The organism is Prevotella sp. HMSC073D09 (assembly GCF_001814145.1).
GTDB classification, from domain to species: domain Bacteria; phylum Bacteroidota; class Bacteroidia; order Bacteroidales; family Bacteroidaceae; genus Prevotella; species Prevotella conceptionensis.
The window spans coordinates 148,428-161,773 of sequence record NZ_KV815079.1 but is presented as its reverse complement, the minus strand read 5'-3'; the positions used below and the strand labels follow the sequence as shown (position 1 = coordinate 161,773).

The following is a 13,346-nucleotide window of genomic DNA, read 5'->3' as shown; positions in this document are numbered from 1 at the left end:
ATCTAGAAAGGCTAAATGGTACAAAATGCAGGTCATTTTCTTAAAATTGAACATATCAGAAGGCGCGAAAGACTAGGAATAGTGGCAAATTACCTACTTTATAGCCAATATTCTCGCTAGAACGGAGCGAAAATTTGAGCGGCATTGTAAAATAAAAGATAACGATTTAAGTTTTTGAGTTGGGGAGTTTTTGAGCTGATGAGTCTTGAGCTGATGATTTTTGGAGTTGGGGAGTTTGTGAATTTGTGAGTTGATGTATTCGGGAGTTGTTGTGCTTTTGTGAGCTGATAAGCCAGTGGGTTGGCTTGTCCTGCACTCCTCTCATTATAGAAATATTAAAAGTCAAGTCGACTTCAAAGATAATAAGCTCCTCTCAATTTGTGGAGATTTTAAAAGCCTAGATGACTTCAAAACTTGCAATTCAAAGGCCGTGGGCTTTGTATGAACATCATGCTCCACCTTTTCAAACGAATACACCTGCTTTTCTATTGAAAGGGTGAATTTATAGTCAAACAGAATTGTTTTTGGAAAATTGTTGTTAGAAGGATGCAAGACGTTGTGTAGCACGGCATCAATAAACCCTTGCGTAGAGGATAAGGAGGACTTTTGTTTGTTTACGATGCACCTATGGTATTGCAAATCCAATTCTGTTTGACTACATAACATCTGCACAAGCCCCCTTGTACTGACACTACAAAGTGCTTGTACTGACACTCTCTACCTGCGCGACAACCCCTTCTCGGCACTTGTACTGACACTACAAGCCGCTTGTAGTGTGACTGCAAGATAGTTTGTACCCGCACTACGAACAGTTTTTCACTAACACATTGACAATAAAACGGCGGTGCACAACCAGCATTCCAAAAGCAATTCTTTTCGTCTATAGACTATTGCCCATTTGATTTGCCGACAGGTTGAACGCGCGTTCCAAATCCAATTTTCTTTGACTATAAAGTGCGAAACCGTATTGTTTTATAGTTGCGTGATATAAACGAAGTGGTCTTTAAACTGGTGTTCCACTTCTTTTGGGAATTGCTCGAACAACCCGAAAATGGCACTTCCACTGCCCGACATTTGCGCATATAACGCTCCTTGCTCGTAAAGTTCGCGTTTAATGTTGGATAGTTCGGGGTAAATGGCAAACACCGACTGTTCAAAATCGTTCGTCAATTCGTCTTTCCACGTTGCTATGGGCTGCCTAACAATGTCGCGACAACATTTGGCAGGCCGCTTAGGCACAATGTGCTTAAAGGCCTCGGCAGTAGAAACAGCCACATCGGGTTTCACGATAGCCAAGAAATAGCCGTTAAGGTTGTGCTGGGGCGTGTCCACTGGTTCGAGAATTTCGCCCTTTCCTGTGGCGAACGATGGCTCGGCGGTAACGAAAAAGGCGCAGTCGGCCCCAAGTTGGGCGGCGTATCGCTCCATTTCTGCATTGCCGATGTTCAGTCTAAAACGCTCGTCTAGCAGTCTTATCATAAATGCGGCGTCGCTCGAACCGCCACCTAAACCTGCTTGCGAGGGAATACGCTTATGAAGATGTGCATGTATGCGTGGCATAGAGAAGTCGCGCGCCAGCAAGTTGTAGGCCTTACACACCAAGTTCTGCTGTTCGTCGCCTACAAGGGTGTTGCCTGTAACCTTCAAGTCGCACGCCACTTCAGACGGAAACTGCTCGTCCATCAGCTTTACTTCCAGGGCATCGGTTAGCGGAACGGGGTAGAAAACCGTCTCTAAGTCATGATAACCATCATTGCGTTTGGCCACAATGTTCAGTCCTAGGTTTATCTTTGCACAGGGAAATGTAATCATAAACTGTCTTGATTGTTAACTATGCAAAGGTAACACATTTTTGCGCAACGGCTTTATATTGGTCAAATTAAATTAAAGGTTGCGCCGAAGTGCAACATGTTTTTCGCAATGAGCATCGGTAATCGCATTATTTTTGGTAAATTTGTACCTACGTTCGCCTTTGAACAAGGTGCAGAATACATGCCGCACCACATTCGGTTATGCTCTTCCCGCAATATAACATAGGCTTAGGCTTGCTTGTTGCAGGCTGTTGCGCGTTGTGCCGGTGTTGCGAAAAAGAGATATACATGTTGCGAACGGCCAAATTGTTGATTGAGAAACGCCCCGAACGATAGGGGACAACACACGATATAAACATAATAGAACATGCCCGAAACAAGCAATACGAACAGAAAAACGAAGAAATCGGTGCCCGTTGACAACACCTACGGACACTTGCCGCCCCAAGCTCTCGACTTGGAAAGGGTGGTGCTGGGTGCCTTGATGATAGACAAGGACGCTTTCGCCGTGGTAAGCGAGATGTTGCATCCCGAAACCTTTTACGAACCCCGACACCAGAAGATATACACCGCCATAAGGTCGCTCAACATGGACGAAAAGCCTGTTGACATCATGACCGTTACCGAACAACTGAAACGCGACGGTACCATCGACGACGTTGGCGGCGCACCTTATGTGGTGGAACTCAGCTCGCAAGTGGCATCTTCGGCCCATATTGAGTACCATGCGGCCATACTTGCCCACAAGTTCTTGGCTCGTCAGCTTATTTCTTTTGCCAGTAACATCGAAACAAAGGCTTTCGACGAGAGTATCGACGTTGAAAATCTGATGCAAGAGGCCGAGGGTGCGCTCTTCGAACTGTCGCAGAAGAACATGCGGCAGGACTTTACGCAGATAGACCCCGTGATAAAGCAGGCTATCGACATTCTGCAAAAGGCATCGGCCAATAGCGGTGGCATGACGGGAGTGCCCACAGGTTATACCAAACTAGACGAGATAACGTCGGGTTGGCAACCGTCCGATCTGATTATCATCGCCGGACGGCCTGCAATGGGTAAGACGTCCTTTGCGCTAAGCTTGGCTAAGAACATCGCCGTAGACGCACAAGTGCCTATCGGATTTTTCTCGCTCGAAATGAATAACGTGCAGCTTGTTAACCGACTTATATCCAATGTATGCGAGATTGTGGGCAGTAAGATACTTAACGGACAGTTAACGCCCGACGAATGGGACCGACTTGACAAACGGCTGCGTAACCTACAAGGGGCGCAAGTGTACGTGGACGACACGCCTGGCCTCTCTGTTTTTGAACTGCGAACCAAGGCGCGCCGTTTGGTTAGAGAGAAAGGTGTGGGCGTTATCATGATAGACTATTTGCAGCTGATGAATGCCAACGGCATGAAATTCGGCAGCCGACAAGAAGAAGTGTCAACCATCAGCCGTTCACTTAAAGGCTTAGCCAAGGAGTTAAACATCCCCGTCATTGCGTTGTCGCAGCTTAGTCGTAACGTAGAGAACCGCGAAGGCCTTGAAGGAAAGCGTCCGCAGCTGAGCGACTTGCGCGAGTCGGGTGCCATTGAGCAGGATGCCGACATGGTGTTGTTTGTGCATCGCCCCGAATACTACCATATATTTGAAGACGATAAGGGCAACGACTTGCACGGAATGGCGCAAATTATCATTGCCAAACACCGTAAAGGTGCCACGGGCGACGTGCTGCTTACCTTTAAAGGGCAGTACACGAGGTTTGAAAACCCCGACGATACCCCTTCGCAACCCGCTCTTCCCGACGATGGTGGCGGCTTGATTGGTTCGCGTATGAACGATGAGCCGATGCCGTTCTAACGCTCCTTGCAGCATTCTGTAAAGCAAGGGAATAACGAGATTGGCAAACAAAATACCCCTCCATTCTCAGCATATAAGAAATGAAACGAAACATAATTTTGGCCTTCTTGGTCGCCACAATAAGCTTTAATGTTGCCGCACAGACAAAGAAAGAGTTGCGCGACAGCATTGCCGTGTTGGCTAAGGAGGCCGACATGCACCCCGATTCTGTTGACTTACGCTTGCGAAAAGCGGCTCTGAACCTGCAATTGGAACAATGGCAATACGCCAAAGACGAGTACGACAACGTCTTAACCCGTTTTCCCAACAACGCAACGGCATTGTATTTCAGAGCCTTTGCATACGAACGGATGCGGCGTTACGACCTGGCTAAGGCTGATTACGAAAAGCTTTTGGTGTATATTCCGGGCAACTTTGAAACATTGGTGGCCCTTGCCCTTTTAAATCAGAAGATGAAACGCCACACTGAGGCCCTTGATTTGGCGAACAGATTGGTGAACCAACACGCTGATAAGGCTTTGGCCTACGCTGTACGTGCAGGGATTGAACGAGAAAGGGGCATGCTGCAACTGGCTTTGTTCGATTACGAGCAGGCCATATCAAAGGATAATACCAATACCGAATACTATATATATAAGGTGGAAACGCTCATCGACATGAAACAGTTTGATAAGGCAATACAAGAACTTAACAGGCTGACAAAGATGGGCGTACCGCGTGCGGAACTTGCCGAACTCTACAAACGATGTAAGCGACGGTAGCTTTTGTTTTTCACTTAATGTGCCCGTTGTAGCGGGTTGAACTTATAAAATGGGAGGCTTTTGTCTCCCATTTTTCATTGTCTGCTGTTCTAAAACGCCTTTTAATTCCCCATAAATTCATTCTTAGTGTTAAACTTTGCTTAATTCATTACATCTTTCTGCTTTGTGATATGCAAATATTTGTAAAATAACTATATTTGCATCATTAACTAATTAATACCTACTAATAACCATGAAACATCTGTACATAAGAACTTTTATCTTGTTGTTTGCCTGCGTTTGCGGCATTGTAGGCATGCGCGCAGAAGTGTTAGACCTCACCAAGCTTATGCCCAAGGTTAAGAAAGGCCATAGTTATCCCCTCACTACCGTTGAGCAAGGTGGGGTGTCGCTCACCTTCAGCAAGGGTGAGGGTAGGGTAGTGCCTGTAAATTGGGGCTATGCACGCTTGTACAACAACAATACCCTGACTATCGCAGCACAGAAAAACATGCGAAAAGTAACCCTCCACTTCCTTAAATCGGGCAAAGAGGTTCTGCCGAAAGCAGGAGAAATGGAGGTGTCGAGTGGTAAATTGACGGCTGATAATGTTTGGCAAGGCAACACGCAGCAGTTGGTTATCACGGTTTATCCGCCAAGGGGCAAGACGTTTTCGCTCGAAAAAGTAGAGATAGCGTACGAAGAGGGGCAGACACCACCAACAACAGACCCCAACGAGGACAAGCCAAAAGAAGAAGAAACCATTGCCGACATCGCCAGTTTCAAACAAACGGAACATGGGAAAGCTGCGACATTGAAAATCAAAAAGGCACTAGTGTTGGGCAGTAATGATGCAGAACTGTTTGTGAAAGACCACACCGCACTTATTCGTGTATTGCTTTCCAAGCGCGGCGATTGGCAAAGAGGCGACCTCGTTACAGGCGAAGTACGTGGTGTTTACGAAGAAGTGGATGCGCTCCCCACCATCAATGCCGTTGAAAGGATAAGCCTAAGAAAGGTTTCAGGCCAAAGCGCATCGGCTCCAAACGTGCCTGTAAACAAGTTGTCCGAACATACTTACAGCTGGGTTCATACGTCGTTCACCGCCAACGAGAAGTATAAGCTGGCCGATTCGCGAACGGGCGTGCCTTGTTTTGCTTACTATGGGGCGGAAATAGATTGTTATGGAATTGTTATTCCACAAGGCACAACCCTTATCTTGTACCCGCTTACGGCGCAAGATGTAACCATAAACTATTACGATGACAAGCTAAACACGTATGGAGAGGCACAAAACGTAAACGTACATATTCATCAAGCGCTTAAACAAGGCGTGTTCAACACCCTTACATTGCCCGTTTCGCTCTCTGCCAGTGAGGTGAAAAGCGTTTTCGGACAAGCAGCGGTCATTGCGAAGTTTGCTTATGTGGAAGGAAATAACGTTGTTTTCCAACGGCTAACAGATGCAGGTATGCAGGCCGGCGAACCCTATTTGGTAAGTCCGCAAACAGATACGAAGAGCATCTTTGTTGCCCAAACGCAGGTGCATTCGCCCCAAACAAACCCCAATAGCCCATTTGTGGGAACGCTTAATGCCACCACGCCGCCAGCGGGAAGTTACTATCTCAACAGGCAAAACAAGCTGCAAGCCTTCTTCGGCAATCAACAAATAAAGGCGTTTAAGGCCTATTTCAATGATATAGAGAATGCAGAAGGTAAAACAATCGTTGTAAAGGATGTTACGAATGGCATCCAACAACCGACGTCTGAAAATGAAATAAACGCCCCATTGCCAACCATATACAACCTTAACGGGCAAAGATTGTCGGGCGATAAGGGTGCACTTGCGCCTGGAATATACATCATTGATGGAAAGAAAACCATCGTGAGATAGCGTACGTAGAACGTTTTTCTCAGCAATAATGTCTTGGCAACGGAAAGAAAAGCCGTTGAATAATGGTGTGTGGCGCGTTTTTTTGGGCCACAACTAGACTTATAGGCGAAACAATAGCTGCTGTTTCAGAAGGAAAAAATCCAATAAAAAAGGTTGCGCAAGGGGGATTGAACATCCTAACTTGCGCAACCTATCAGTGAGCATTATGTTGGCACGTGACCAGAAAGAAGTTTCTAAGCCATGCCACCATAGGGCAATGTCGCTTTGTTATTACTTCATATTGGTGTAAACCGTCTGCACATCGTCAAACTCTTCAAGTCTTTCCACCATCTTGTCGATAGTTTCTCGCTCCTCGTCTGTTACCTCTTTCAGGTCGTTAGGGATATAAGTAAACTCGGCACCAGTAACTTCAAAGCCCTCTTCCTCCAAGTGTTTTTGTATTTCGCCAAAGCTGGTAGGAGCGCCATAGATGGTTATTTCGCCAGTTTCTTCATCCTCATCGTATTCGTCTTCCACGCCATAGTCAATGAGGTCGAGTATCAATTCATCCATTTCCAGTCCGTCTTTCTTCTTGAAAGTGAACACCGACTTATGGTCGAAAAGGAACGAAAGCGAGCCAGAAGTACCCAAATTGCCATTGAACTTGTTGAAAACAGAGCGAACGTCGCCCACCGTTCTCGTTGTGTTATCGGTAAGCGTATCTACAAATATGGCCACACCATGAGGCCCATAGCCCTCGTATGTCACCACTTTATATTCGCTTTGGTCTTTACCCATCGCGTTTTTGATAGCCCTTTCGATGTTATCTTTGGGCATATTCTCGCGTTTCGCGTTCGCGATGATGGCCCTAAGCGTAGGGTTGTTCTCTGGTTCGGGGCCTCCTGCCTTTACGGCAATGGCAATTTGTTTACCTATCTTTGTAAACGTGCGGGCCATATGGCCCCATCTTTTCAGTTTCGCAGCTTTGCGATATTCAAATGCTCTTCCCATAGGATTGTGCGTTTACGAGCGAGTTTGTGCCCTTATAACATCATTGCATGGCAAAATAAGTGCAACATGTAGCAGGGCGTCAGTGCCTCACTCCTATATTATTATCTATTTTTTATCGTTATATTCTTACGTTAGATGTCTTTACCAGCATCTTTTGTTGCAGCCCGTTTAGCGCAATTCAGCCCCAAGTTTGCCTTTAAGGTTGGCAATCAACTTCTGCATAATGCTTTCAATCTGCTTGTCTTTAAGTGTTGCGTTCTCGTCTTGCAGGATGAAGTTCACGGCATAACTCTTCTTGCCTTGCGGCAGATTCTTGCCTTCGTACACGTCGAACAGCTCAACTTTCTTGAGCAATTTCTTCTCCGTCTGCGTGGCCACGGCCACAACATCCTTAAACAACACCTCCTTATCGAGCAATAAAGCGAGGTCGCGACTTACGGCCGGGAACTTGCTTATCTCCTTAAATTCTACGTCTTTCTTGCTTGTCAGCTTAATAAGGGCAGTCCAATTCAAGTCGGCAAAGAACACTTCGTTCGTCAAACCAAAGTTCTTGCGAATGCCATCGGCCACATATCCCAGTTCGGCAACAACCTTTCCGCCCCTGTTCATCACTTTAAGGGCATAAGTAAAGATGTTATTTTCGCTCTTTTCGTAAACCAATAGGCCAGCAGGAATGCCAAGTCTAGCGAAGATGTTTTGCACATAGCCGTTCAATTCGTAGAACGAAGATTGCTCATCGGGATGAATCCACGAGCCTTCCACGCGTTTACCCGTTAGCCACAGTGCCAAGTGCTTTTCTTCCGAGTAGGCTTTTATGGGGCTTTCCTCGTTTGCTCTGTCGGCATGGTAGTGGTAGCAGTTGCCAAACTCAAAGAAACGCAGGTTTTGGTTCTGCCTGTTGGCGTTGCGCGAAAGGCTTTCCAGTCCACCAAACAGCAATGTTTGGCGCATCATGCCCAAGTCTGCACTAAGTGGGTTCAGCAGTTTCACGCAAGTATCTTCCGTGTAGTTGTTCAATCCCTCGTAATAGGCCACCTTCGTTAACGAGTTGTTCAGTATCTCGTTAAATCCGCTACCAACAAGCTGTTCGCCAATAAGCGTTTCCAATTTATGCTCCCTATCTTCGTCGCCGTGTACCGTTAGCGAACTTTTCAGTTGTGTGGGTATTTCCACGTTATTATAGCCGTAGATGCGCAGAATATCTTCCACAACGTCGCAAGGACGTTGAACATCTACACGATAAGCGGGAACTTTGAGTTGCAAACCTTCGTTGGTTTCTTCAACCACCTGCATGCCAAGGCTCGTCACAATGCGCTTAATAACATCGTTTCCAATTTCTTTGCCAATCACTTGTCCCACATAGGCATATTTCAAGTCAACGTCGAAGTCGGCTATTGGTTCGGGGTAAACGTCCTTTACCTCCATCGAAATCTTGCCGCCTGCCAACTCTTTGCAAAGAATGGCGGCTTGTTTTAGGGCATACACCGTACCGTTAGGGTCGATGCCCCGCTCAAAGCGATAACTCGAATCGGTGCTAAGTCCGTGTCGGCGTGCGCTTTTCCTAATCCATGTGGGGTGGAAATACGCACTTTCCAGCACAACATTGCGTGTTGTTTCGTATGTTCCGCTACCTTTTCCACCAAACACGCCAGCGATGCACATGGGTTCTTCTGCGTTGCAGATGCTCAGGTCAGAAGGGCCAAGCGTATGCTCTTCGCCATCTAGGGTAACGAATTTCGTTCCCTCAGGCTGCGTTTTTACAATGATGTGATGACCCTTAACCATGTCGGCATCAAAGCAGTGCATGGGCTGTCCGTAGGCCATCATGATGTAGTTAGTGATGTCTACAATGTTGTTGATGGGGCGCAGGCCGATGGTAAGCAACTTGTTTTGCAGCCATTCGGGACTTTCTTTCACCTCGCAATCGGTTATCGATACGCAAGCATAGCGTTTGCAGGCATCGTTATTCTCGATGGTTACATCTATGGGCAGGTCGTTATTGTCTACCACGAAGGCATCGCAGCTGGGGCGTTTCAACGTTGTTTCATAACCATTTTGCACCAACCAGGCGTACAGGTCGCGTGCCACGCCATAATGACTAAGTGCATCGGCATGGTTAGCTGTTATGTCAATCTCGATAAGCCAGTCGCTTTCCAGTTGGTAATATTCGGCGGCAGGCTGGCCAACCTTAGCGTCGGCAGGCAAAACGATGATGCCGTCGTGAGCCGTTCCCACGCCAATTTCGTCTTCTGCACAAATCATACCAAAGCTCTCTACGCCGCGCAACTTCGATTTCTTGATGACAAACTCGTTGTCGCCGTCGTAAAGCACAGCACCCACATCGGCCACTATTACCTTTTGTCCGGCAGCCACATTGGGTGCGCCGCATACTATTTGAGAAGGTTCGCCCTTGCCCAAGTCAACGGTTGTGATGTGTAAGTGATCGGAGTTTGGATGCGCCTCGCATGTAAGCACTTCGCCCACATACAGTCCTTTCAAGCCACCTTTGATGGTTTGAACCTCTTCCACAGAGTCTACTTCAAGGCCGCAAGAAGTCAAAACCTCTGCCGTTTTTTGCGGCGTAAGGTCGAAGTCGACATACTCTTTCAGCCATTTGTATGAAATGTTCATTTATATAAAGTTGTTTTGTATACCCAAATAATGCGCAAAATTACTAAAAAACATGCAGTTTCGCAAAATATTGAAGTTACAAATTGTTTCTGTTGCCGTCTCCGCGATGCCAACACGCCTTAGGCTTGCGCCACTTTCAATGGTGTACATCGTGCGGGCATGTGCGTATGCCCACACAGTTTTACATGTTGGGGATATAAAATTAGGCTGTATCGAACTCACAAACTCAACAGCTCATGAACTTATAAACCCAATAGCTCATAGGCTCATAACCTTACAACCTCAACAACTCATAGCCTTAAAGTTCATGGCATTGGCCTTTTGTAGTCGCTCTTCAACTTAATAAAACAAAAGCATCCCCTGCACAATGACGTGCGAGGGATGCTGGAAATCATTGTGGTGATGCCATCACGGCACGCTCACAAATTTACATCTCTAATATCTGATAACATATTATTAAGGTGTGCCTTGAATATTCTTTTGTGCGTTATTTCACTACCATCTTCTTACCGTTAACGATATAGATGCCCTTAGGCAATTCGTTTACTTGCTTGTTTAGTTTTACACCTTCAAGCGTGTACACTTCGGCGGCTGCTTTGTCTGTCGAAACGTTATCAATGCCGTTTAGTATGTTTTTTTTCGTCAGTAAACCGATATACTTCGTTACCATCCGAAGAAACCTTCAAGCTGTAAAACGATTGCGAATTGGCATGTGCCCAATTGTTTCCTCCACTATTCTTTGTGGGTTGACAATAGGTTTGCGCCATCATGGCAGGAAAAGTGGAAAGCGACAAAGCCGCTCCCAGCAATAGCGTAGAAATTCTTATCATTAGTTTGTTTTTATAATTGTTTTATCGTTAGTTCAGTTTCTAATGCGTTTGTACAAATGTGGGACTTACGTTTCGGATTAAGTTAACCGCGTTTAGCAGAAAAGTAGTTTTTACGGTGCGTCCCCCATGTTGTAATGGCCCTGTTAGGTTTTTAGTATTGTTCGCAAAGGTATAATTTTTTTCTTAAATAGACAAACTTTTACATAATTTTTCATCAAAATGGTGATGAAAAGATTAAAAAGAAAGGCTGGTAAGGGTGTAAATGTGTTTATTAGCAAGTTTTGGGGCCATGACTTGTGCTAACAATCGAAAGGGGGTAAGGCGGCTTATACCACCTCTACCACCAATAGTTGCCCCTCGGCAGACACCGTGAAACGCACATCCTTGTCCATAAAAGGCATGCCATACACCTTTTGGGGATTGTCTTGATAATGTGGGCGAGGGTCGAGTGCCAGCACCTCGCAAAGCGTTTTGAGGTCTTCGGGAGAGAAAATGGGGCGAAAACGTTCGGGTATGCACACGTCAAGTCGTGCAATGGCCGTTCTGTCTACAAAGCCACTGCGTGCACCCACGTGGCAATCGGCGTATGCAATGTAGGGTTTTATGTCGAAAATGGGTGTCCCGTCCATCAAGTCGGCACCCAAAACATGTATAACAGGCCCTTGACTTGTTTCCCATTCAATGCGTTCTAGCCGCACAGAGGACAGTCCCAAGCCATTGGGACGGAAGGGAGAACGCGTGGCAAACACGCCCATCTTGGCGTTTCCGCCCAGCAATGGCGGACGAACAACAAGGCTGTTGGGTGCGTGTTTGTTGGCCGAAAAGTGCCAAATAAGCCATAGGTAGTCGAACTCGTCGAGCCCACGCAGGGCGTCTTTTGTGCGATAAGCGGGTTCGAAAACTATTTGTCCGCGCACATCTTGTACCAATCCGCTTTGTTTGGGTATGCCGAACTTCGAGCTGAAAGGCGAACGAAAATGGGCTATGGGATGTATTTCTGTCATTGTGCAACTGTGATTTGGGCATGGATGGTGTGGGAGAACGAAGGTGTCGGCCTATCCATACGTGGTTTAATTAGCTGCAAAGTTAAAGCAATTAACCCACTTTAACCGCACAAACCATGAAATGTTATGGGCTGTTGTGGCAAAAAATACTTAATTTTGCCGTTAAAAGAAGAAGTTATGAAATACAATAACGACCATGTAAGAAGGCGCGACCGACTGCTGGCCGAGCAACGCGCCATAGAACTGATAGAGGGTGCCGAGTATGGCGTTCTTTCGATGATAGACGAAGAAGGGATGCCTTACGCCATTCCCGTAAACCACGTTTGGGACGGCGAAAATACGCTTTACCTGCATTGCGCTCCCGAAGGAAAGAAGTTAAGGGCAATAGCCAAGAACCCGCATGTGTGCCTTTGCATTGTGGGCGACGTTAACTTGTTGCCCGCTAATTTCACCACCGAATACGAAAGTGTGGTGATTTATGGCTTAGCCCGAACGGGATTGGACGAAGACGAGCGCATGAAAGCCTTGCACCTGCTTATCAACAAGCTATCGCCCGAACATAAACAGCTGGGCGAGAAGTACACGCAGGCATCGTTTCATCGTACAGAAATTATCAAGATTGAGGTGCAAGAGTTTTCTGGCAAGTGCAAGAAGGTAAACAAGGCTGGTAGAAACCAAGCTGCAATTGACGATAAGGCAGATTGAGAAATATTGCTGTCCGCTAAAAGTTGTGAAACAGAAAATATGGTGTTCAGGTTGCCGACAAATAGAGTAATTAGTTTCACCTCTCACCAAAAGTAAGCCCCTTTCTGTTCTTCACAAGCGCGATATAGCGGACAGCCCATTGGAATTAAAAGCACAACTGGGTGAACGTGAACGCCATACGCGTTTCGTTGCCCTATATCATTACGTCAGTAAGGGCTTAAACTTGTTCGCATCATTGCGCCCATCATGTTTAGTCTTATCGCTCATGCAGATACATGGATGTTGTTCTTATCTCGGAAAATGTCTATTTGCGATTTGTTAATATGATAAATATATTTTACAAATCGCGTTCTTCGGTCTAACCATTCTAGAAAAAATAACCGCTAAAAGTTATATAAAATGCACTCAAACGATGAGTTTTCAGTAATTTTTGCGTGCTTATCCCCTCCGTTTTTGGCCATTTTCTATGCTTTTGCATTTCTCTTTGAAGAAAAATTCTCCCAAATTTGCATCTGCAACTACAAAAAAATGGAGTCTAATCGCTAGATGTTGCAACGTATTTTGCAGCAAAACGCATTGCATTTTGCAGCAAAACGCAGTGCATTTTGCACCAAAATGCAATGCAATATGCACCAAAACGCAGTGTAATATGCACCAAAATGCAAGGTAAAATGCTGCAAAATGCAGCTAAAACCCATAAAATGAACCATTTTAAACGTTATTTATAGGCATTTTGACCATTTGGAATGAAAAATTGCTTGGTGGAGTTTGGTTGAGCACTTCATGTTGTTTTGCACACTTAATACATGCTAAAAGGCATGTTTTTGTGCTTTATTTCTCGTAAACGTCAATAAGTCAAATGGTTACAAACTTTAAAAATACGCGTGAAAATCCG

Annotated in this window: 9 protein-coding genes; 4 read left to right on the top strand and 5 right to left on the bottom strand. The window is 45.8% G+C overall.

Annotated elements, in window-relative coordinates:
• Positions 1 to 972: 972 nt before the first annotated feature.
• Positions 973 to 1,812 carry a 4-(cytidine 5'-diphospho)-2-C-methyl-D-erythritol kinase gene (gene ispE / locus HMPREF2955_RS06435; RefSeq protein ID WP_070721957.1) on the bottom strand — a complete coding sequence of 280 codons (840 nt, stop codon included), beginning with the start codon at positions 1,810 to 1,812 and terminating at the stop codon, positions 973 to 975.
• A 366-nt stretch (positions 1,813 to 2,178) separates the two neighbouring features.
• Here ispE and dnaB point away from each other — a divergent pair, with 366 nt between their 5' ends.
• The 3 genes from dnaB to HMPREF2955_RS06420 all read left to right on the top strand — a co-directional run bounded on the left by dnaB (position 2,179) and on the right by HMPREF2955_RS06420 (position 6,291).
• Positions 2,179 to 3,657: a replicative DNA helicase gene (dnaB, locus tag HMPREF2955_RS06430; protein WP_070721949.1), complete on the top strand. Its 1,479-nt coding sequence runs from the start codon at positions 2,179 to 2,181 to the stop codon at positions 3,655 to 3,657.
• Positions 3,658 to 3,737: 80 nt separating this feature from the next.
• Positions 3,738 to 4,418: a tetratricopeptide repeat protein gene (locus tag HMPREF2955_RS06425; protein WP_070721947.1), complete on the top strand. Its 681-nt coding sequence runs from the start codon at positions 3,738 to 3,740 to the stop codon at positions 4,416 to 4,418.
• A gap of 232 nt (positions 4,419 to 4,650) precedes the next feature.
• On the top strand, positions 4,651 to 6,291 hold the full coding sequence (locus HMPREF2955_RS06420) for a hypothetical protein (RefSeq protein WP_070721945.1): 1,641 nt from the start codon (positions 4,651 to 4,653) through the stop codon (positions 6,289 to 6,291).
• Positions 6,292 to 6,561: 270 nt separating this feature from the next.
• Here HMPREF2955_RS06420 and HMPREF2955_RS06415 read toward each other — a convergent pair whose 3' ends face one another.
• The 4 genes from HMPREF2955_RS06415 to tsaA form a co-directional block, all read right to left on the bottom strand.
• Positions 6,562 to 7,281, bottom strand: coding sequence for a YebC/PmpR family DNA-binding transcriptional regulator (locus tag HMPREF2955_RS06415; protein ID WP_070721943.1), 720 nt, complete (start codon positions 7,279 to 7,281; stop codon positions 6,562 to 6,564).
• Positions 7,282 to 7,449: 168 nt separating this feature from the next.
• Positions 7,450 to 9,912, bottom strand: a complete 2,463-nt coding sequence (gene pheT, locus HMPREF2955_RS06410; RefSeq protein ID WP_070721941.1) for a phenylalanine--tRNA ligase subunit beta — start codon at positions 9,910 to 9,912, stop codon at positions 7,450 to 7,452.
• A gap of 487 nt (positions 9,913 to 10,399) precedes the next feature.
• A complete protein-coding gene (locus tag HMPREF2955_RS16520; protein WP_070721939.1) occupies positions 10,400 to 10,582 on the bottom strand; it encodes a hypothetical protein in 183 nt (60 codons plus the stop codon).
• A gap of 486 nt (positions 10,583 to 11,068) precedes the next feature.
• Entirely contained in the window at positions 11,069 to 11,746 is a 678-nt protein-coding gene (tsaA, locus tag HMPREF2955_RS06400) for a tRNA (N6-threonylcarbamoyladenosine(37)-N6)-methyltransferase TrmO (RefSeq protein ID WP_070721937.1), read from the bottom strand.
• A 177-nt stretch (positions 11,747 to 11,923) separates the two neighbouring features.
• Between tsaA and HMPREF2955_RS06395 the strand changes: the two genes are divergently transcribed.
• Positions 11,924 to 12,451 carry a pyridoxamine 5'-phosphate oxidase family protein gene (locus HMPREF2955_RS06395; RefSeq protein WP_070721936.1) on the top strand — a complete coding sequence of 176 codons (528 nt, stop codon included), beginning with the start codon at positions 11,924 to 11,926 and terminating at the stop codon, positions 12,449 to 12,451.
• Positions 12,452 to 13,346 lie beyond the last annotated feature (895 nt).

Excerpts from the sequence above, each read along its gene's own strand:
- ispE (WP_070721957.1), bottom strand. The coding sequence starts at position 1,812 with ATGATTACATTTCCCTGTGCAAAGATAAACCTAGGACTGAACATTGTG.
- dnaB (WP_070721949.1), top strand. The coding sequence starts at position 2,179 with ATGCCCGAAACAAGCAATACGAACAGAAAAACGAAGAAATCGGTGCCC.
- HMPREF2955_RS06425 (WP_070721947.1), top strand. The coding sequence starts at position 3,738 with ATGAAACGAAACATAATTTTGGCCTTCTTGGTCGCCACAATAAGCTTT.
- HMPREF2955_RS06420 (WP_070721945.1), top strand. The coding sequence starts at position 4,651 with ATGAAACATCTGTACATAAGAACTTTTATCTTGTTGTTTGCCTGCGTT.
- HMPREF2955_RS06415 (WP_070721943.1), bottom strand. The coding sequence starts at position 7,281 with ATGGGAAGAGCATTTGAATATCGCAAAGCTGCGAAACTGAAAAGATGG.
- pheT (WP_070721941.1), bottom strand. The coding sequence starts at position 9,912 with ATGAACATTTCATACAAATGGCTGAAAGAGTATGTCGACTTCGACCTT.
- HMPREF2955_RS16520 (WP_070721939.1), bottom strand. The coding sequence starts at position 10,582 with ATGGTAACGAAGTATATCGGTTTACTGACGAAAAAAAACATACTAAAC.
- tsaA (WP_070721937.1), bottom strand. The coding sequence starts at position 11,746 with ATGACAGAAATACATCCCATAGCCCATTTTCGTTCGCCTTTCAGCTCG.
- HMPREF2955_RS06395 (WP_070721936.1), top strand. The coding sequence starts at position 11,924 with ATGAAATACAATAACGACCATGTAAGAAGGCGCGACCGACTGCTGGCC.